At 65.4% G+C, this 20,352-nt stretch carries 18 protein-coding genes and 1 riboswitch; of the genes, 12 read left to right on the plus strand and 6 right to left on the minus strand.

Annotated elements, in window-relative coordinates:
* Positions 1-4 precede the first annotated feature (4 nt).
* The 4 genes from RND64_RS07395 to RND64_RS07410 all read left to right on the plus strand — a co-directional run bounded on the left by RND64_RS07395 (position 5) and on the right by RND64_RS07410 (position 5,166).
* The gene (locus tag RND64_RS07395; protein ID WP_235434386.1) at positions 5-283 is read left to right on the plus strand and encodes a hypothetical protein; all 279 of its coding nucleotides are present in this window, start codon (positions 5-7) and stop codon (positions 281-283) included.
* Positions 217-1,395: an MFS transporter gene (locus tag RND64_RS07400; protein ID WP_235434385.1), complete on the plus strand. Its 1,179-nt coding sequence runs from the start codon at positions 217-219 to the stop codon at positions 1,393-1,395. The genes RND64_RS07395 and RND64_RS07400 overlap by 67 nt, the downstream gene beginning before the upstream one ends.
* Positions 1,396-1,555: 160 nt before the next feature.
* Positions 1,556-4,822: an error-prone DNA polymerase gene (locus tag RND64_RS07405; protein ID WP_049699593.1), complete on the plus strand. Its 3,267-nt coding sequence runs from the start codon at positions 1,556-1,558 to the stop codon at positions 4,820-4,822.
* Between the two features lie 116 nt (positions 4,823-4,938).
* Complete coding sequence (locus tag RND64_RS07410; RefSeq protein ID WP_005207899.1) at positions 4,939-5,166, plus strand: DUF167 domain-containing protein; 228 nt, start codon at positions 4,939-4,941, stop codon at positions 5,164-5,166.
* A gap of 142 nt (positions 5,167-5,308) precedes the next feature.
* Here RND64_RS07410 and RND64_RS07415 read toward each other — a convergent pair whose 3' ends face one another.
* Positions 5,309-5,773: a tRNA (cytidine(34)-2'-O)-methyltransferase gene (locus RND64_RS07415; RefSeq protein ID WP_049699800.1), complete on the minus strand. Its 465-nt coding sequence runs from the start codon at positions 5,771-5,773 to the stop codon at positions 5,309-5,311.
* 166 nt (positions 5,774-5,939) lie between these two features.
* Positions 5,940-6,896 (minus strand): serine/threonine dehydratase, encoded by a 957-nt coding sequence (locus RND64_RS07420; protein ID WP_049699592.1) that lies wholly within the window; start codon positions 6,894-6,896, stop codon positions 5,940-5,942.
* Positions 6,897-7,003: 107 nt separating this feature from the next.
* Here RND64_RS07420 and RND64_RS07425 point away from each other — a divergent pair, with 107 nt between their 5' ends.
* The 3 genes from RND64_RS07425 (at position 7,004) to RND64_RS07435 (ending at position 9,979) form a co-directional block, all read left to right on the plus strand.
* Positions 7,004-7,888 (plus strand): bifunctional methylenetetrahydrofolate dehydrogenase/methenyltetrahydrofolate cyclohydrolase, encoded by an 885-nt coding sequence (locus RND64_RS07425; protein ID WP_049699591.1) that lies wholly within the window; start codon positions 7,004-7,006, stop codon positions 7,886-7,888.
* On the plus strand, positions 7,885-8,208 hold the full coding sequence (locus RND64_RS07430; protein WP_049699590.1) for a DUF3017 domain-containing protein: 324 nt from the start codon (positions 7,885-7,887) through the stop codon (positions 8,206-8,208). Before RND64_RS07425 ends, RND64_RS07430 begins: the two co-directional genes overlap by 4 nt.
* Before the next feature lie 247 nt (positions 8,209-8,455).
* Positions 8,456-9,979, plus strand: coding sequence for a hypothetical protein (locus tag RND64_RS07435; RefSeq protein WP_049699589.1), 1,524 nt, complete (start codon positions 8,456-8,458; stop codon positions 9,977-9,979).
* Positions 9,980-10,028: 49 nt separating this feature from the next.
* Here the strand turns inward: RND64_RS07435 and metX are convergent, their stop codons facing one another.
* Both metX and RND64_RS07445 read right to left on the minus strand, forming a co-directional pair.
* Positions 10,029-11,177: a homoserine O-acetyltransferase MetX gene (gene metX, locus RND64_RS07440; RefSeq protein WP_049699588.1), complete on the minus strand. Its 1,149-nt coding sequence runs from the start codon at positions 11,175-11,177 to the stop codon at positions 10,029-10,031.
* 29 nt (positions 11,178-11,206) lie between these two features.
* Positions 11,207-12,529, minus strand: coding sequence for a bifunctional o-acetylhomoserine/o-acetylserine sulfhydrylase (locus tag RND64_RS07445; RefSeq protein WP_049699587.1), 1,323 nt, complete (start codon positions 12,527-12,529; stop codon positions 11,207-11,209).
* Positions 12,530-12,591: 62 nt separating this feature from the next.
* A riboswitch (SAM riboswitch) is annotated at positions 12,592-12,739 on the minus strand.
* Between the two features lie 311 nt (positions 12,740-13,050).
* On the opposite strand from RND64_RS07445, the gene RND64_RS07450 reads away from it, so the two are divergent.
* The gene (locus RND64_RS07450; protein WP_049699586.1) at positions 13,051-14,841 is read left to right on the plus strand and encodes a cutinase family protein; all 1,791 of its coding nucleotides are present in this window, start codon (positions 13,051-13,053) and stop codon (positions 14,839-14,841) included.
* Positions 14,842-14,925: 84 nt separating this feature from the next.
* On the plus strand, positions 14,926-16,236 hold the full coding sequence (locus RND64_RS07455) for an MFS transporter (protein WP_049699799.1): 1,311 nt from the start codon (positions 14,926-14,928) through the stop codon (positions 16,234-16,236).
* A gap of 9 nt (positions 16,237-16,245) precedes the next feature.
* Here RND64_RS07455 and bfr read toward each other — a convergent pair whose 3' ends face one another.
* Together bfr and RND64_RS07465 are read right to left on the minus strand one after the other, a co-directional pair.
* Positions 16,246-16,731: a bacterioferritin gene (gene bfr / locus RND64_RS07460; RefSeq protein ID WP_049699585.1), complete on the minus strand. Its 486-nt coding sequence runs from the start codon at positions 16,729-16,731 to the stop codon at positions 16,246-16,248.
* Positions 16,732-16,826: 95 nt separating this feature from the next.
* On the minus strand, positions 16,827-17,018 hold the full coding sequence (locus RND64_RS07465) for a (2Fe-2S)-binding protein (RefSeq protein WP_005207883.1): 192 nt from the start codon (positions 17,016-17,018) through the stop codon (positions 16,827-16,829).
* Positions 17,019-17,162: 144 nt separating this feature from the next.
* Between RND64_RS07465 and RND64_RS07470 the strand changes: the two genes are divergently transcribed.
* From RND64_RS07470 to RND64_RS07480, 3 genes are all read left to right on the plus strand, one after another.
* The gene (locus RND64_RS07470) at positions 17,163-18,008 is read left to right on the plus strand and encodes an exodeoxyribonuclease III (protein ID WP_049699798.1); all 846 of its coding nucleotides are present in this window, start codon (positions 17,163-17,165) and stop codon (positions 18,006-18,008) included.
* Positions 18,009-18,077: 69 nt separating this feature from the next.
* Positions 18,078-19,130: a tryptophan--tRNA ligase gene (gene trpS, locus RND64_RS07475; protein WP_049699584.1), complete on the plus strand. Its 1,053-nt coding sequence runs from the start codon at positions 18,078-18,080 to the stop codon at positions 19,128-19,130.
* A gap of 69 nt (positions 19,131-19,199) precedes the next feature.
* Positions 19,200-20,258, plus strand: coding sequence for a YhjD/YihY/BrkB family envelope integrity protein (locus RND64_RS07480; protein WP_049699583.1), 1,059 nt, complete (start codon positions 19,200-19,202; stop codon positions 20,256-20,258).
* The last annotated feature ends 94 nt before the right edge of the window (positions 20,259-20,352 follow it).

A 20,352-nucleotide genomic window follows, 5' to 3' on the forward strand; every position in this document is an offset into this window, starting at 1 on the left:
CGCCGTGGCCACCGGCGACGCCGGTGTGGCACAGCGCAATCCGTTCGGCTGGCGGTTCACCGGGCCACTGTTGATGGGGTCGACACTCAACCCGATCAACAGTTCCATGATCGCCACCGCGCTCGTCGGGATCGGCGTCGACTTCCATCGAGGTCCGGCACAGACGACGATCCTGATTTCAGTGCTCTACCTGTGCAGCGCAGTGGCACAACGACAATGGGCAAACTCGCGACGGTCTTCGGTCCTCGTCGCGTCTTCGCCTCCGGGCTGGTCGTCCTGCTGATCGCCGGTGTCATCGGTGCCGCCGCGCCGGCGTTCTGGTGCCTGATGCTCTCGCGTGCCCTGATCGGCATCGGCACCTCTGCGGCGTATCCGACGGCGATGGCGCTCGTGCGGTCTCGTGCCGACTCATTCGGGATGGGAGTGCCGAGTCGCGTGCTCGGTGGGTTCTCGATCGCCGCCCAGGTGATCGCGGTGATCGGACTGCCGCTCGGTGGTGTGCTGACCGGCGTGTTCGGCTGGCGGGCAGTGTTTTTCGTCAATATTCCGATCGCGCTGATCACCCTCGTGTGGGCGCTGCGCAGCATCCCTCGTGACGGTCCGATGCATGTGGGCGGCTTCGGTGGCCTCGTCCGCGTGGTCGACGTCGTCGGGGTGGCACTCTTCGCGGTTACCGTGATCGCGACGCTCGAGTTCCTCGCCGGGCTCGGTGCACCGAAGTGGTGGCTGCTGGCGGTGATCGTCGCAGCGGGGTTCCTCCTGGTGTTCTGGGAACTGCGCGCGGCACAACCTCTCATTGATGTGCGGATGCTCGCGGCCAACTCCCCGTTGGTGCGCACCTACCTGCGTCAGATGCTGGCAGGTCTCGGCTCGTACACGGCGATGTACGGGATCAGCCAGTGGATGGAGCAGTCCGCGGGATACTCCGCGGCGCAGGTCGGGCTCATCCTCATCCCGTACTCCGCGCTGAGCGTGGTGTGCGCACGGGTGAACTCGACGCACGGGTGGGTGCGAATCCCGTTGATTCTCACGGGTTTCTGCTTCGTCGGTGCCGGAGTGACCGCGGTGGCGATCCATCACTCGTCCGGGCTGTGGGTCCTGCTCGCGATGACGTTCTTGTTCGGCGTTGCCAACGGACTGAGCGGTTATGCGAATCAGGCGACGCTCTACACGCAGAGTCCGCCGGAGTCGATCGGTGTGGCATCCGGGCTGTACCGGACGTTCATGTACTTCGGGGCGATCTTCTCGTCGAGCCTCATCGGGATCGCCTTCGGGGCCCGCGCAACCGATGGTGGACTCCACATCGCGGGCTGGGCCGTCGTGGTGATCGGAGCGGCGTTGATCGCCATGACCGTGGCGGATCGTCGAATCCCGCGGGCGGTGTCAGTCGACTGACGGTGCTGCGGCGCCGGAACGATCGCGGGTGCCGTACGTCGTCGAGTCGCGCGAGGATGTGGGTCCAATCGAAGGATGTGGGTGCTGCAGCGCCCACATCCTTCAGTTCGACCCACATCTAGCGTCGACCGGTGTCGAACACGTGTTCTATACTGGCTGAGTGGGCTGGAACCAGGGCCCGCCGACGTGGCGGGAGATGGAGCGGGTGCTGTCGGGGCGCTCGCCCGATGGCGGTCGTCCCGGGGAGTTCTTCGGTCCCGAGCTGGCGGGCGACGGCAACGACAGCCCCGCGTGGTCGCGCAAGCGAGGCGCCTACACGGCGCCGGAGGTGTCTCGTGAGCGATCGTCTGTGCGCTACGCGGAACTGCACGCGCACAGTTCCTACAGTTTTCTCGACGGGGCGTCGATGCCCGAGGAGATGGTGGAGGAGGCGGCCCGACTCGACCTGACCGGTCTGTCGATCACCGACCACGACGGCTTCTACGGTGTGGTCCGATTTGCCGAGGCCGCAAAGGAATTCGCGATGCCGACGGTGTTCGGTGCCGAACTCTCCCTGGAGCCGGACGTGACCCGCACCGGGGTGACCGATCCGGCCGGCGAGCATCTGCTGGTCCTCGCGCGTGACAGTGAGGGGTATCGGAGGTTGTCACGGGCTATTGCCGACGCCCACATGTCCGGCGGTGAGAAGGGGTTGCTGCGCTACGACGTCGACCGGCTGACCCGCGACGCCGGGCACTGGATGATCCTGACGGGCTGTCGCAAGGGCGCGGTTCGGCGAGCGTTGGATCGTGCGGGTATCGGTGCTGCCGAGGCCGCTCTCGGTGGAATGGTCGAGCGGTTCGGACGCGACGACGTCGTCGTTGAACTCACCGCGCAGGGTCTGCCCGACGACGACGAGCGCAATGCGGTGCTCGCCGACCTCGCGCGGCGATTCGGCCTGCCGACCGTCGCGACGTCGGGGGCGCACTTCGCGGGGCCACGTCGTCGACGCCTCGCACTGGCGATGGCGGCGGTCCGTGCTCGCACCGACATCGAGACCATCGCAGGCTGGATGCCGGGGGTCGGCGGTGCGCATCTGCGCAGTGGCGACGAGATGATGCGCCTGCTGCCCGCGCACCCCGACGCCATCGCCACCGCGGCAGACCTCGCCGACGACTGCGCCTTCTCGCTCGGATTGATCGCGCCGCAGTTGCCGCCGTTCGACGTGCCTGCCGGGCACACGGAGTCCAGTTGGCTACGGCATCTCACCATGACCCGCGCACGACGCCGCTATGGGACACCGGCCGAACATCCGGCGGCGTACCGGCAGATCGAGCACGAGCTGGCGATCGTCGAGACGCTCACCTTTCCCGGCTATTTTCTCGTCGTCGCCGACATCGTCGACTTCTGTAAACGCAACGACATCCTGTGCCAAGGTCGGGGGAGTGCTGCCAACTCCGCGGTGTGTTACGCGTTGGGTATCACCAACGTCGACCCGGTGGCCAACGAGTTGCTGTTCGAGAGGTTCCTCTCGCCCGAGCGTGACGGGCCACCGGACATCGACGTCGACATCGAATCGGACCGTCGTGAGGAGGCGATCCAGTACGTGTACCGACGGTATGGCCGCGAGTACAGCGCACAGGTCGCCAACGTGATCACCTATCGGGGTCGATCGTCGGTGCGCGACATGGCGCGGGCACTCGGCTATGCCAGCGGTCAGCAAGACGCCTGGAGCAAGATGCCCGACACCGCGCCCGACGACGTACTCGACCTCGCTGGCGAAATCGCCAACATGCCAAGGCATCTCGGCATCCACTCCGGCGGAATGGTGATCTGTGATCGTCCCATCGCCGATGTCTGTCCGACGGAGTGGGCGCGGATGGAGAACCGTAGTGTGTTGCAGTGGGACAAAGACGACTGTGCCGCAATCGGTTTGGTCAAGTTCGACCTACTCGGCCTCGGGATGCTCTCGGCGTTGCACTACGCGATCGATCTGGTCGCCGAACACAAGAACATCCATGTCGACCTCGCCAAACTCGACCTCACCGAGCAGGCCGTGTACGAGATGCTCTGTCGCGCAGACTCTGTCGGGGTTTTCCAGGTGGAATCGCGAGCGCAGATGGCGACCCTCCCGCGATTGAAGCCGCGCTGCTTCTACGATCTGGTCGTCGAGGTCGCACTGATCCGTCCGGGACCGATCCAGGGCGGATCGGTTCACCCGTTCATCCGGCGACGCAACGGCCAGGAGGAGCCGACCGTCGAGCATCCGTCGATGTGGCCCGCGCTCAAGCGCACACTCGGTGTACCGCTGTTCCAGGAGCAGCTCATGCAGTTGGCCGTCGACGTTGCCGGATTCGACGCCGCCGAGGCGGATCAGCTCCGTCGGGCCATGGGGTCGAAGCGATCACCGGAGCGTATGCACCAGCTCCGTCGACGCTTCTACGAGGGCATGCAGCGCTCGCATGGCATCACCGGCGACATCGCCGACCGGATCTACGAGAAGATGGCAGCCTTCGCCAATTTCGGCTTCCCCGAAAGTCATTCGCAGAGTTTCGCATCGTTGGTCTTCTACTCGTCGTGGTTCAAGCTGCACCATCCGGCCGCCTTCTGCGCCGCGTTGCTGCGTGCACAACCCATGGGCTTCTACTCGCCGCAGTCGTTGGTCGCCGACGCCCGCCGACACGGCGTCGACGTGCACCGACCGCATATCAACGCGTCGCTGGCCGAGGCGACGTTGGAGAATGACGGACTCGACGTGCGGCTCGGATTGGCGTCGATACGCGGGGTCGGAGACGACGTCGCGGCGCGCATCGTCGAATCCAGGGGAGTCGACGGTCCGTATGCGAGCATCACCGACCTGTCGCGGCGAGCCGATCTCAACCTCGCGCACCTGGAGGGGCTGGCGGGCGCGGGGGCGTTCGAGTGTTTCGGCATGAGTCGACGACAAGCGTTGTGGGAGGCGGGCGCCGCGGCCACCGCGAGCGTCGAACATCTCGAGTTGGAGTCATCTGCGCAGGTACCGACGCTGCCGGGATTGTCGGATGTCGAGCTGGCCGCCACCGATGCCTGGGCGACGGGGATCACGCCGTCGAACTATCCGACACAGTTCCTGCGTCCACGGTTGACTGCGATAGGTGTCCTGCCCGCAGAGGCGCTATTGTCTGTGCCGGATGGGTCACGTGTCATCGTCGGAGGGGCTGTCACCCACCGGCAGCGTCCGGCGACAGCATCCGGCGTGACGTTCATCAACCTCGAAGACGAGACCGGAATGGTCAACGTGGTGTGTTCGGTCGGGCTGTGGTCGCGGTATCGCGAGCTGGCACACTCGGCATCGGCGCTGCTGGTACGCGGCAGAGTGCAGAATGCAGAGGGCGCGGTGACGGTGGTTGCAGATCGGTTGCAGCGGATGGATCTTCGAGTGGGTACCCGCTCACGGGATTGGCACTGACGTGACATGTGCACTGATCTGACATGTGCACTGATGTGAGATTTGCACTGATGTGAGATTTGCACTGACAACTGCGCGGAAGCATTCGCGCACAACGACAGCGGGGAGAGGAACAGATGGCGAAACAGGTGATCGTCACGGCAAAACCGAGTAGTCGCAAGGGGCCGCTCGTCGAGACCGGGCCGGACGGTTCCATCACCATCTACGTGCGCGAGCCCGCCACAGAGGGTAAGGCGAACAAGGCGGTCGCCGAACTGCTCGCCAAGCACCTTGGCGTGCCGAAGTCCAAGGTGGCGCTCATCGGGGGAGCGACAGCGCGCACCAAGCGTTTCCGCGTCGGCTAGGCGGGCGGTCCATCCGTCTGCCGAGCGGACGCGATTCCATCGAGTGGGTCCCGCATAGCGCCGACTGTGCGTCACGTAAGGCCGACTGTGCGCTCCGTGGCGCCGACTGTGCGCCAGTCCCGTTAGTGCGCAGGAAATTTCGTCACACCGCGCCGTCGAATCCGTTCTGTCGCCACGCCTCGTAGACGACGATGCTCGCGGCATTCGCCAGGTTGTGTGAGCGGCGCCCGGCGAGCATCGGGATACGAAGCCGGTCGGTGATCTCGGGTTCGGCGAGCACGTCGTCGGGGAGTCCGGTGGGTTCCGGACCGAACAGCAGTACGTCGCCGGGGCGATAGTCGACGTCGGTGTGATAGCGCGATGCATGCGCGGTAAATGCGAAGACGCGTTGCGGTTTCAGCTCGGTGAACGCTGTGACGAGGTTCGGGTGGACGGTCACGTTCGCCATCTCGTGGTAGTCGAGGCCAGCTCGTTTCACCTGAGCGTCGGACATCGAGAAACCGAGCGGCTCGATCAGATGGAGTTCGCAGCCGGTGTTGGCAGCCAGCCGGATCGCGTTACCCGTGTTGGGCGGGATGCACGGCTGATAGAACATGATGCGGAACATGGGGTCCATTGTGCAGAGCGTGATCCGACGCCCCGCCGGGGGCGGTCGACGCACAGTCGACGCGAGGGAGCGCCCAGTCGACATGAGGGGACGCCCAGTCGACGCGAGGGAGCGCCCAGTCGGCGCGAGGGGACGCCCAGTCGACGCGAGGGAGCGCCCAGTCGGCTCAGAGGTCGTCGAGTCGGGTGTTGGCTCCGCACAGCAGCACGCACAGCGTCGAGTCGGGGGCCGGCGTCACCAGCCCCGCGACGACCGCCGCGACTGCGGTGGCGGTGCCGTGCTCGACGACAATCCGGAACTGCTCCCACAGCATTCGACGCGCGGCGATGATCTCGTCGTCGGAGACGACGACGCTCTCGACTGTCTTGTCGGCGATGGTCGACCAGCAGATGTCGCCGATCCTGGTGGCGCCCAAGGAGTCCGCGGCGATGCTGTCGAGCTCGACGGATACCGGCCCGCCCGCCTCTATCGCCTGATGCAGACTCGACGCTCCGGTGGGCTCCGCGCCGACGAGACGATCGCCGGGACGCTGGGCCGCTGCGAGACCCCCGAGCAGTCCGCCGCCTCCCACGCACGCGACGACGGTCTGTGGTCCGGGGACCTCGGCGGCCAACTCGAGGGCGATGGTTCCGGCGCCCGCGACGACGTCGGGGAGGTCGTATGCGTGCAGCAGCAGCGCACCGGTCTCCGTGGCGAGAGCATCCGCGAACTCGGCGGCGTCATGATATTTCGAGCCGTGCAGCCGAACCTCGGCTCCCAGATCCCGTAGCGCCGTCACTTTCACCGGTGGGGCGTTCTCGGGTACGACGACGGTGCACCGTGTGCCGACGATGCGTGCCGCGTGCGCTGCGCCGATCGCGGCGTTTCCGCCGGACGCCACGACGACGCCGCTCTCCGAGAGGTTTCCCGCCTCGCGTGCGGCCATTACGGCATTCACGCTCCCGCGGGCTTTGAACGAACCGCCGAGTTGCAGGTACTCGAGCTTGAAAGCCACCGGCACGCGCCCGTTGACCGTGTCGAGTTCGGCGCGCAGCACCGGAGTGCGTCGAACGTGCGCGGCGATGCGGCCCCGCGCCCTTCTGACGTCGGCGACGGTGACCGGGCGGGCAGCATTCGTGGACATGGCAGCACGGTACTCGGGCGTCGCAGCGCATCCTCGACCCCGACTTCCCAAACTATTGACACCCGACACCTGACACCGCACGTCGCGCAGGATGGAACAATGGACGGGTGAGCGCGATACGACTCGACGGCAAGCTGACCCGCGACGAGATCTTCGCCGATCTCCGTGAACGCGTCGACAAGCTGCGGATGGCCGGCGTGATGCCGGGTCTCGGCACGATCCTCGTCGGCGACGACCCGGGTTCGCAGTCCTACGTCAAGGGCAAGCATTCCGACTGCGCCAAGATCGGTATCGCGTCGATCCGCAAGGATCTCCCCGCGGACGCCACCACAGAAGACCTCAACGCAGCCATCGACGAACTCAACGCCGACCCCGGCTGCACCGGCTACATCGTGCAACTCCCGCTGCCGCGACACCTCGACGAGAACGCCGCGCTCGAGCGGATCGATCCCGCCAAGGACGCCGACGGTTTGCACCCGATCAACCTCGGACGACTCGTCCTCGGCAAGGAGTCGACGCTCCCGTGCACGCCGCGCGGAGTGATCCACCTGCTGCGTCGGTACGACATCCCGATCAACGGCGCGCGCGTCACCGTTGTCGGCCGTGGCGTGACGATCGGTCGCCCGATCGGCCTGCTGCTCACTCGGCGCAGCGAGAACGCGACGGTGACGCTGTGTCACACCGGAACCCGCGACCTCGCCGCAGAGATCAAGCGTGCCGACATTGTCATCGCAGCGGCAGGTGTGCCACATCTGGTCACCGGAGACATGGTCAAGGCGGGCGCCGCTGTCATCGATGTCGGCGTCAGCCGCACCGAGGACGGGCTGGTCGGCGACGTCGCCCCTGACGTGTGGGACGTCGCGGGATATGTGTCGCCGAATCCGGGCGGCGTCGGACCACTGACGCGCGCGTTCCTGCTCGTCAACGTGGTTGAGCGCGCGGAGGCAGATCTCGCGGCCGGAGTGAGCGTCGCCGGGGGTTCCGGCCGGTGAACTCCGCGACGGATGCGCGGGTGCGGCAGCTTCGCCACGCCCGTCGGGTCCGCGCCTACATCGCGCAGATTCCCTATCTCCTGGTGATGCTGGGCGTGATCGCCGGAGCGGCGCTGGTGTTGTTCGACCGGTGGCGACGCGGTTCGTTCGTCTTCGGAACGGCTTTGCTATTGGGCGCGCTCATGCGTGCGGTGTTGCCAACGTCACGAGTTGGATTGCTGCAGGTCAGAGGAAGATTCTTCGACGTTATATCCCTTGCCAGTGTCGGAAGCCTCATGTTATGGCTAGCTGCGTCAATAGATCCTTTGGGCACGGATTGATTACAATATGGCGCACGCTTCGGTAAAGTGTCCCGTGACGTGAGCTGATCCGGCACCTGTCTGATCAGTCTCTGCGACCCTTCGGATCCTCAGGTTCCGGACGCGCGCACTGACCGAGTAGTGGCGCGCTGCGAAGGTGCGTGAGCACGTCGCAACGACCGACGAACGGCGACAAACGGGCAGGCAACCAATCTCTTCGACGCTGGATAGACCACAGGATCGCTCCACCCACGACGAGACGACGTCGATGGGTGTTTCGTTGGGTCAGGGCATGATCCACTTTGTCCTGCTGACCCGTGACGGATCGGGACGCGAACTCGTGGAGTCGCGAGTGATCGACGTCGATCCCAGCGATGGCCACGACACCGCGGGCAGGGTCAACGCAGGCATCGACCTCATGCTCGACGCCGCGCGAGGTGCCGACCGGCGTGTCGGACCGATCGGCGTCGCGGCAGGCGGCGACCTCGGGCGTGAACTCGTCGGTTCGACAGGATCGGGTCCGCGCCGACAGATCCACCTTGTCTCCGTCGAGGAGGCCGTTACGGCCTGCCTGACCGAAACGGGTCAGATCGGGCGGTATCGATCAGTGGTCGTCGTCGACTGCGGCGACACCGGCATGACCCTCTACACCGTCGATCCCTCGACCGGAGCGATCGGCGACATCACACACTCGCGCGCGCTGTCGGGTCGCGCCCTCGACGACGCGATCGTCCGCGAAGTGATCGACGCGGGCGCCGTGAGTGGTTCGTTCTCGAGCAAACTCAGTCGCAACGCGTTGCGTAGCGCCGTCCGAACTGCCAAGGAGGAGTCGGGCGAGCACGGCACAGCCGACGCCGCAGGCCGGTTCCGGATCGGCGATGCAACGCTCGCCGCAGCGGTTCGTCCGTTCCTGCTCGACGCTCGCGAAGAGCTGAGCCGTTACCTCGCAACGCATTCGGCGTGCGCCATTGTCCTTGTCGGTGGCCTGGCGAACCTGCCGACCATCGCCGACATGGTGCCCGAAGAGGATGCCGATGGCGGCCTCATCGAGGTCATCGTCCCGACGAACCCGGAACAGACCGCCGCTGTGGGTGCCGCGATGCTCTCGTCCGAGCAGGCGGCGGCACCGAGTCGCCTGACCTTTATGGGAGGCGGGAGGCGCAGGGGAGTGCTTTCGCCGCTGCCGATTGCTGTCGCCGCCGTGGTCATCGCGGCAGCGATGTTCACGGTGTACGCGGTGGGGTCGACCCTCACCGGGAATACCACCGACATCCCATCGCCTTCGAGTGCTCGAGTGGCGTCGATGTCGACCGCATCCGACGAAGCCGACGTCGTCCCCTCGGAGACGAGACAGGAACCGACGCAACTCACGTCGACGCCGGCCGAAGCTCCGCGCACAGCCCGGGAGGACGACGGACCCGGGTGGGCGACAACGCAACTGCCGCCGACCACGCCGTCGCCGTCGACGCTCACACTCTCCGCGCGTCCGAGTACGCCGTCGACGACTACGCGGCCACCCAGCGCCGAGACCAGTCGTCCCACCTTGCCGCTGCCGCCGGGGATCACGATTCCGCCGAATCTGCTGCCGCCGGAGTTTGCCCCGCCGTCGAGGGAGCCCGCTCCCGGCGAGCAGACACCCACTCCAGACAATCAGCAACCCTCCGGGGAAGCTGGTCCGAATGGCAATGCGTCCCAGTCGAATAACCAGCGCGGTACCGGCACGGGCAGGCAGGCGCCTGCCACCACGACCACGACGACACCGGTTCCCGGCGGACTGCTGCCCCCGCCCTGAGGTACCTGAACGCCCTGAGGTACCTGAACGCCCTGAGGTACCCGAACGTTCAGCGACGCGCGAGATCGACTGTGCGCTTGAGTAGATCGCCGATGGCGTCGAATTCGGTGAGGAATCCGTCGTGTCCGTTGTCGGACTGCACCACCTGTAGGCCTCCGACGCAATTGCCGAGTTCTTCGGCGAGCTCGACCTGTAACCGCAAGGGGTACAGGCGATCCGAGTCGATACCGCCGACGATCACCGGAACGTCGCAGGCGTTGAGTGCTGCCGTCACGCCACCGCGATCGCGCCCGACGTCGTGGTGGTTGAGTACTTCGCTGAGAATGACGTAGCTGCCCGGATCGAATCGCTCGACGAGTTTGCCCGCCTGGTGCTCGAGGTAGCTCTGCACGGCGTAACGTCCGCCGGTGAGCGGATTCTCTTGTCCCTGAGCGTCGTTCGCGAAGCGCTCGTCGAGTTCCGGTTCGCTGCGGTAGGTCAGGTGTGCGATCCGGCGAGCGATTCCCATTCCGGTCGTCGGCGACTCGCCGGTGCCGTGATAGTCGCCGCCGTGCCACGCCGGATCGGACGTGATGGCTGCGATTTGCGTTGTCTGCGTGCCGATCTGGTCGGCTGTCGCACGAGCGCCGACGGCGAGCACGAGTGCGCTTCGAACCCGTTCGGGATACTCGATGATCCACTCGAGTGCCCGTGCGCCGCCCATCGAGCCGCCCACGACCGCACCGATACTCTCGATGCCCAGATGATCCATCAGCGCGACTTCGGCGCGGACCTGATCGAGCACGGTGAGTTGCGGGAAGCTCGAACCCCACGGTCGGCCCGTGGAGTCCAGCGATGCAGGCCCGGTCGACCCGCGGCATCCGCCGAGCACGTTTGCCGAGATGACGCACCATTCGTCGGTGTCGACTGCCGCGCCGGGACCGATCAGACCGTCCCACCAGCCCGGGGAGGGGTGAGCGGCATCTGCGGGTCCGGTGACGTGTGAGTCGCCGGTCAGGGCGTGCAGCGTGAGGATGACGTTGTCGCGGGTAGGTGACAATTTTCCCCACCGCTGAAAAGCGAGGGTCACGTCGTCGATCTGCTCACCGTTGTCGAGTGAGATCGACCCGAGACGGGCGCTGAGCATCTGGCCGTCCGGGGCGTTCTCCCAGTCTGGCCGTTGCTCTGTATCCGTCTGCGGGTCGATGCTCACCGACACAGGTGTCCTCGCTCCTTGCTCTGCGTTGTTTACTTGGCTGCTTCGAAACCCCGGTCGAGGTCGGCGAGAATGTCGTCGATTCCCTCGATGCCCACCGCGAGGCGGACGAGGCCGGGGGTGACACCCGCGGCGAGTTGCTCCTCGGGGGTCAGCTGGCTGTGGGTGGTCGATGCGGGGTGGATCACCAGCGAGCGCACGTCACCGATGTTGGCGACGTGGCTGTGCAGCGTGAGCGCCTCGACGAACCGCTTGCCCGCGTCGACGCCGCCTGCGATCTCGAAGCCGATGACCGCACCTTGGCCCTTCGGCGCGAGCTCCTGGCCACGCTTGTACCAGGGCGACGACGAAAGGCCGGCGTAGTAGACCTCTTCGACCTGCGGGTTGTCGTTGAGGTACTCGGCGACGCGCTGCGCGTTGGCGACGTGGCGCTCGACCCGCAGGCTCAGGGTCTCGAGGCCCTGGGCGAGCAGGAATGCGTTGAACGGCGAGATGGCTGCACCGGTGTCGCGGAGCAACTGCACGCGGGCCTTGAGCGCGTACGCGGGAGCGCCGAGATCGGCGAAGACCGCACCGTGGTAGCTCGGATCGGGCGTGGTGAAACCGGGGAAGAGGTCTTTCCCGTCGCGCTGGACACGCCAGTCGAAGGTGCCGCCGTCGATGATCACGCCGCCGATCGCGGTTCCGTGCCCGCCGATGTACTTGGTGGCCGAGTGCACGACGATGTCGGCGCCATGCGCGAGCGGATTGAGCAGGTACGGGGTGGCGACGGTGTTGTCGACGATGAGCGGCACGCCGTTGCGGTGTGCAACCTCCGAGATGCCCTTGATGTCGAGGATCTCGTTGTTCGGGTTGGAGATCGACTCGCCGTAGAACGCGCGGGTGTTGTCGCGCACGGCAGCCTGCCAGGAGTCGAGATCCTCGGGATCCTCGACGAAGGTGACCTCGATGCCGAGCTTGGGCAGCGTGTAGTGGAAGAGGTTGTACGTTCCGCCGTAGAGTCGCGGACTCGACACGACGTGCCCGCCGTTCTCGACGATGTTGAGGATCGAGTACGTCTCCGCGGCCTGACCCGATGCGACGAGCAGCGCGGCGACGCCGCCCTCGAGAGCGGCAAGACGCTGTTCGACGACATCCTGCGTCGGATTCATCAGCCGCGTGTAGATGTTGCCCGGCTCGGCAAGGCCGAACAGGTTCGCGGCATGGGTGGTGTCGTTGAAGGTGTACGACGTGGTCTGGTAAATCGGTAGCGCGCGGGCGTTGGTTGCCGCGTCGGCTGACTGGCCCGCGTGGATCTGCTTGGTCTCGAAACTCCAGTTGTCGGCTGGGTTCTGGTCGACGTCGACGTCAGACATTGAATATGCGTCACTTTCTACGGTCGGCAGGGCACGACGACCCTGTTGGGGTCCGACCTTCGGACCCGCGCTTGCCGGGGACCCGAAACCATCTTCGATGGAGATCATCGAGGAGCGGGGTCCCACAACCCGGTCATCACCCGGAGCACCCCACCGCGGTTGGAGGGTTGCCGATCAGCGAGCCGGGGCTTTGCGCTGATACTCATGACCTGGCGTCAAGGATATAACACGGTCGAAATGAAGTGAGAACCCTCCGACGCAGGCTGGTTCTTGGGCTGGACAAGGCGTCGTTGCGGCCGCGGTGCTCCTCGGCGGCGAATGGCCCCGAAGAATGCCTTCTCGTGTAGTCCGAACAGTCGAATTTGACGTTCTTTATCGACGGTTCGCCGCGCGATCGTCGGTTTCTGCCGTGGCGTGGGTCACAGACTTCTACGATCCGATCATTCGCGAGGGGTCGGCAAACCCGGACGCCGACCATGTCGCGATGACACGGCAGAACCGGCCGGATTGGTGGAGAACGCATGGGTGGTCACTTCGGTTTCAGGCGATCGATCAGGGCGGCGAGCACACTCGGACTCGCCGCAGTCGCAGCGGTTCTCCTCGCGATAGGCCAGACTTCCGGCGCGGGTGTCGCGCGAGCCGAGGCCAGCGCCGATTGCGGCAACGGCGCACTCGTCTTCGTCGGCGGTACGTGGGATCCCCAGGCACATTTGCTCGACGGCGTCACGCGTCAGCCGCAGTACGCCGGCTACACCGTCGAGCGCGTCGAGTATCCGGCGTCGATTTGGCCGTTGGGTGCCTTCGGCTTCGACGACAGTCAGTCGCAGGGCGTCGCGGCAACGATGTCGACAGTGGCGAGCTATCAGGCGCAGTGTCAGGGTTATCCGGTCGTGATCGTCGGGTACTCGCAGGGCGCGGGAATCGCCGGCGACGTGCTCACCGGCATCGGCACCGGCAATACTTCTGGCCACGAGATCTCACCGAGCAAAGTTTCCGGACTGCTCTACTCCGATCCTCGGCAGGCAGGAACTCTCTACGGACAGGGCATCGAACGCGTTCTGATCGGCGTGATCCCCGGACTGACCATGGCGGGCGGACGCGGCGTCGACGACTTCGGCGGAATTCCGGTGACCTCCGTGTGCTTCACGGGCGATCCGATCTGCGACCTGCCCGATCCGCTCCACGATCCGCTCGGTGCCCTCGATGGCTTCGCGGGTTACTGGGTCAAGCATGGTCTGTACCCGCTCTACATGTATTTGGCAGCGACCAACGGGGCCCTGTGGGACGCATGGGGAGTCAAGCCGTTGCACTGCGACAACACCACTGGCCAGGTCAGTACGTGTCAGCTCGTCGTGCCGTCGTCGGCGTGGGTCCTCACCCAGCAGTTCGTCGACAAACTCGGTCTCGGTTGGACCGTGCCCGACCTCGTGAGCAAACGGTGGAGGTTCCCGGACATCCTCGGCATCACACTGGCCGACTTCCAGCCGCCGATCCGGTGGGCCATGGGTTGGTTCCCGCAGTTGCCCCAACTCGGCTACGGCGGTGTACTCACCGACGTCTACACGTTCCAGGACATGGCACGAGGATTGTTCACATGGGATCCGGTGCTCTGGGGGCAGGGCGTCGACGCGTTGAGGACCAGCGTCAGGAGCATCGCGGCGATGCCGCTGAACTTCGGAAAGTTCTGGGCCTACACACTGACCGGCCGCGATGTCACGGGCATTCCCGGACCCGCGTACCGACCTTCGCTTGTCGCGTTCGAAGAGTGGCTCGCGTCGCTGCGCTCTCCGTCGACGACGACCAGCCACACCGAGTCGCTGGTGGCGCTGTCGGCATCGGAGAAGATCGCCGAAGCCTCGGGGACCGTGGTCACGGAGAAGAACGTCGGTGACCACGAAGGGCTCGGCACCACCGGAGCTGGGGTCAGCACCGGGGATGAGGGCGCCACCGGCACTGAGGGTCCCTCTGGCGGAAAAGTCGTCGACGATTCGGCCAGCGTTGGTGGCGACGGCGCAGCTGACGGGACGGGCACCGGAGCCGGGTCGACGCCTCCGACTGTCAGCGACTCGCCGCAACCCCAACCGCACCCGGGCGGGGAGTCGTCACAGCCGAGCGAGAATCCCGGCGGCGCGCAGGCGCCTGCACCAGAGTCGTCGGCGCCCCAGCCAACACCCGACACGTCAACACCCGACAAGCCAACAGCCGACACGTCGACATCTGACGAGTCGACACCCGGTGCCTCGACGCCGCATGCAACGTCGCCGGAGAGTGCGACACCGAAACCAGCGGCGGAGGGCGCACCAGCTGCCTGACTCCGGCCCCGCGAGGGGTCGGGTGTGAACGAATTCACCGTCGACGACGGAATCACGCCGACCGGGGTGCTCGTTGCAGCGGGAATGTCCTCAACCACCACGACTGAGACGAACTGGCCCGGGACGACTGGGCCCGGGACGAACAGGAATGTCGTCCACTCCAATGCCACTCGTCGGTTCGCCATGCTGGCGATGGCGCTGGGCGGTTTCGGGATCGGCACCACGGAGTTCGTCGCGATGGGCCTGTTGCCGAACATCGCGTCGTCGGTGCATGTCTCCGAGCCGACGGCGGGCTATGTTGTCTCGGCCTACGCACTCGGGGTGGTTGTCGGGGCGCCGCTCATCGCAGCGCTGACCGCGCGGATGTCTCGTCGCACGCTGTTGATCGCACTGATGGTGGCATTCACGGTCGGCAATGCCGCGACCGTGCTGGCGCCGAACTTCGGAACGCTCATGGTCGCGAGATTCGTGGCGGGACTCCCGCATGGCGCGTACTTCGGTGTCGCGGCTCTCGTCGCTGCGCACCTGGCCGGACCTCGCAACCGTGCCAAGGCGGTCGGTCTCGTTCTCCTCGGGTTGTCTGTTGCCAATGTCCTCGGTGTGCCGTTGGCGACCTGGCTCGGCGAAAGCCTTGGCTGGAGAGCAGCTTTCGTGGTCGTGGTGATCATCGGCATCGTGACGATCGGTGCGCTGTTCGTCACGTTGCCCGCACTCGACGACATGGCCGTCACCAATCCGATGACCGAACTCGGCGCCCTCACCAGGCCTCAGGTGTGGTTGACGCTGGCGATCGGCGTCGTCGGGTTCGGCGGCATGTTCGCGTTCTACACGTATCTCAACACGGCGCTGACAAGCCTCACGGGTATCTCGGTCGGATGGGTTCCGGTGGTGTTGATGGTCTTCGGCGTCGGCATGGTGGTCGGCAACCTGGTCGGCGGTGCCGCCGCCGATTCGAGCGTGCCACGCGCGATTTTCGTGGGACTCGTCGCGACAGCGGTGGTGCTCGGATTGTTCGCCGCATTCGTCGCGTCGCCGTGGGCGGCCGTTCCGCTGACCTTCCTCGTCGGTGTCAGTGCGACGGCGATGGTGCCCGCACTGCAAACGCGTCTCATGGACGTGGCCGAAAACGCTCAGACGCTGGCCGCGGCGCTCAACCATTCAGCGCTCAACATTGCGAACGCACTCGGTGCGTGGCTCGGTGGCGTGGTGATCGCCGCGGGGTTCGGGTACCGAGCGCCGTCGGTCCTCGGGGCAGGACTCGCGGTTGCCGGCATCGTCGTACTGGGTCTGGCGTTGGCTGTTGCCCGACGCACGGCTGCCCGGCACACAGCCACATCAACAACAGCGACAACAGCGACCCCGACACCTGCTGGTGCCGGGGCCGAGTCGGAGTGAGTGGCTGGTTCAGCCCACGTCGGGGGGCGTAGCGATCGTCTTCGACAGGTAGAGCGGCTCACCGAGCTTCTCGATCAGCTCGAGCTGCGTCTCCAGATAGTCGATGTGGTGCTCCTCGTCCTTGAGGATCTCCTCGAAGATCTTGGCTGTCGTGATGTCCTGCTTTTCGCGGCACAGCACGATGCCCGGCTTGAGGCGGTTGACCACCTCGATCTCGATCGCGAGGTCGGACTCGAACTGCTCGCGCAGAGTCTGGCCGATGCGGAGCGGCAGCAGCTTCTGATAGTTCGGCAGACCTTCCAGGAAGAGGATGCGATCGGTGAGGATCTCCGCGTGGGTCATCTCCTCGATCGATTCGGCCCTCGTCTTCGAGGCGAGCTCGGTCAAGCCCCAGTTGTCCTGCATCTTGGAGTGCAGGAAGTACTGGTTGATAGCGGTGAGTTCACTGGTCAACTGCTCGTTGAGTAGAGCGATGACCTCATCGTCTCCACGCATGGCATACCTCCGGTTCGGACTGATTGTGTCAGTGAACCTAGCACGCCAAAAGGCCCCGTGGGGAATATCCACACGGGGTGTTTCTGCAGGTCAGGCTAGGCTGCGCTAGTTGTGGCGACCCTTCCTGCGGTGCGAGAGGCGACGATCTGGGTGAGTCGTTCGATGCAGGTTCCGCAGCCTTCGCCTGCGCCGCAGCGCTCGCTGACGGCGTCGGGAGTTCTGGCTCCGGCGTCGCAATGCTCGTGGACCTCGTCCACTGTGACGGCCCGGCAAATACACACGAACATCTCGCACCTCGCATTCTGTTAGGCAAGGTTTACATAAAAGCTGGATGATCGCAAGGTTTGCCTTACCTTTTGGACTCGGTCCGGATTGGGCTGCGACGGGGTGCGCGGCGTCGATGTCGGTGGCTCGCCGTAGTGTGGCGAACCGTGCCAACTGCGATCACCACCGTGAATGTGAACGGCGTCCGAGCGGCCACCAAGGTGCGGTCGGAGAACAACCCGGGATTCGTTCCGTGGCTGCGCTCATCCGGAACCGACGTCGTGCTCCTGCAGGAGATCCGTGCCAGCGAAGATCAGGCCAGGGAGGTTCTCACACCTCTTCTCGACGACGGATGGCACCTGTCGATGACTGAGTCGGTCGTCAAGGGACATGCGGGCGTCGGGGTGCTCAGCACAACCGAGCCGACGGCGGTGCGCGTCGGTTTCTCCAGCGACGAATTCGATTCCACGGGAAGGTATCTCGAGGTAGACCTCGACACCGAGGGTGGAGCCGTCACCGTCGCAAGCCTCTACCTACCCAAAGGCGCTGCGGCCCCGACGGCCACCTCGTCGGACAAGGACGTGGAGAAGTTCGCCGAGAAGAAGCGATTCCTCGACGCGTTCGGCGCGCACCTGGGCTCGTTGGCACGTAAACGACGTCCGGTGGTGGTCGGCGGTGATTGGAACATCGCGCACTCCGAGCACGACATCAAGAACTGGAAGGGCAACCTGCGCAGCCCGGGGTTCCTCCCGCACGAGCGGGAGTGGGTCGGCGGATTGTTGGAGTCCGGCTGGTCTGACGTGATGCGTGAACTCCACCCCGGCACAGACGGGCCGTACTCATGGTGGTCGTGGCGCGGAAAGGCGTTCGACAACGACTCGGGCTGGCGGATCGACTATCACCTCGCCAACAAGGCCATGGCGGAGCGCACGGTGAAAGCCTTCGTCGACCGCGCCGACGCCTACGACCGCCGGTGGTCTGATCACGCGCCGGTCACCGTCGTCTTCGAGTGACCGCCGAGTAGCGCCCTGCGGGTAGCACCTCCGAATAATGAGGGGCTGCCGTCTGAGAGACTGGAAACCATGAGCGACGTCGAGAAATCACCTGCGTCGGGTACGCGGCGGCGGGTGTTGTCGGGTATCCAACCGACCAGCGATTCCTTCCACCTCGGAAACTATCTGGGTGCGGTGCGTCAGTGGGTCGAGCTGCAGGACGAGTTCGACGCCTTCTACTTCATCCCGGACATGCACGCGCTGACAGTGCAGTTCGATCCGTCGGTGCTCGCCGACCGCACACGCATGTCGGTGGCACAGTTGCTCGCCGTCGGCGTCGATCCCGCCCGCTCGACCGTGTACGTCCAGTCGCACGTTCCCGAGATCGCGCAGCTCACCTGGGTTCTCAACTGCATCACCGGATTCGGCGAGGCAAGCCGGATGACGCAGTTCAAAGACAAGGCCGCCAAGCAGGGCGTCGAGTCGTCGAGCGTCGGGTTGTTCACCTATCCGATCCTGATGGCCGCCGACATCCTCGCGTTCCAGGTCGACCAGGTACCCGTCGGCGAAGACCAACGGCAGCACCTCGAGCTCACCCGAGATCTGGCGCAGCGATTCAACAAGCGTTTCGGCAAGGCGTTCACCGTGCCGCAGGCGTACATCGTCAAGGAGTTCGCGAAGATCTACGACCTCCAGAACCCGACGGCCAAGATGAGCAAGTCGGCCGAGACCGACAAGGGGTTGATCAATCTTCTCGACGACCCGAAACGGTCTGCCAAGAAGATCCGGTCGGCGGTGACTGATACGGGTAGTGAGGTGGCGTTCGATCCCGAGAACAAGCCGGGGGTCTCGAATCTGCTCACCATCCAGTCGGCGTTGTCTGGCGTGGAGGTCGCAGATCTCGTCGCCAAGTACGAGGGCAAGGGATACGGCGACCTGAAGGTCGAGACCGCCGACGTCCTCAGCGACTTCGTGACCCCACTGCGTGGACGCGTCGACGAATATCTCGCCGATCCGGCCTACCTCGATGGCATCCTCGCCGACGGTGCAGCGCGGGCGCGCTCGGTGGCGTCTGCGACGCTGCGCGATGTCTACGACAAGGTGGGTTTCCTGGCGCCGAGCGTGTCAGCAAACAAATCCTGACCCGCAGCACTCGTTTCCGGTAGACACGGTGAGGAGAGACAGCACCGACCGATGGGGAAACGAGGGTCTATGGCTTCGGTGATCGATTCGGGCAAAGCGCTTGTCGTGCGCGGCAAGGACGAGTTCGAGTCGGCCCGCGAGCGGTGGGGCTGGCTCGACCACATCATGCGCACGGTGCAGCGGTACAACGATCGTCGCGGCAACCTCTACGCCGCGAGCATCACCTTCACCGGAATCCTCTCGATCGTGCCGATCATCATGGTCGCCTTCTCGATCGGCGGTTTTGTCCTCGCGGCCCACCCGGAGTGGCTCGACACCATCAAGGACGAGATCGTCAAAGCCATGCCCGGCGAGCTCGGCACGACGCTCGAGAGCGCAATCGACTCGGCCATCGACTCACGCGCGACCGTCGGCATCATCGGTCTGATCGGTGCGGGACTGACCGGTATCGGGTGGATCTCCGGTGTGCGCGTCGGAATGACCGAGATGTTCGGCGGCAGGGTCAACCGCAATGCGGTCAAGTCGAAGATCAGCGACCTCGTGATCTTCGTGTTGCTGGGTCTCGCCTTCCTGTTCACGCTCGGCCTCACCGCCCTGGGCAACAGCGGGTTGATCAACAAGATCCTCGAGTGGGCGCATGTCGACGGCTTCAGTGGCTCGACTGTCGTGGTGCGGGTTCTGGCCATCGTGGTGTCGCTGGTGGCGACCTGGCTGCTCTTCGTCTTCGTCTTTGCCCGACTTCCCTTGAATCCGTTGCCGTTTCGCAACGTGCTCAAGGCGGCGCTCCTCACCGCGACCATCTTCGAGATCCTCAAGTCCGTCGCGGGTATCTACTTGAAATCGGTTCTCGGCAGTCCGGCGGGCGCCGCCTTCGGACCACTGCTCGGCGTCATGGTCTTCGGCTACCTGGCCTCGCGAATCGTCCTGTACGCCACGGCGTGGTGTGCCACGGATCGTGCCAATGAGCCCTACCAGGTCGTCGACCCCACCGAACAGCCCGAACCGCCCTCCGTCGTCGTGCGCCCGGTCTATGAGGCGGATCCCGTGCCGAAGGCCGGGCCGTTGGCCGCGGCGGCGGCGATCGGCGCCGCGGTGGCTCTCGTGACGCGGCACAAGCGCGGCGACTGACCCGACGAGTGGGCCCTATTGCGTGGCTACACGCTCACCCGTTTCCTTCCGGCTTATTGAATTCAATAAGCCGGAAGGAAATGGGTGAGCGGGA

This window comes from Gordonia sp. w5E2, from assembly GCF_036540975.1.
Lineage (GTDB): Bacteria > Actinomycetota > Actinomycetes > Mycobacteriales > Mycobacteriaceae > Gordonia > Gordonia jacobaea.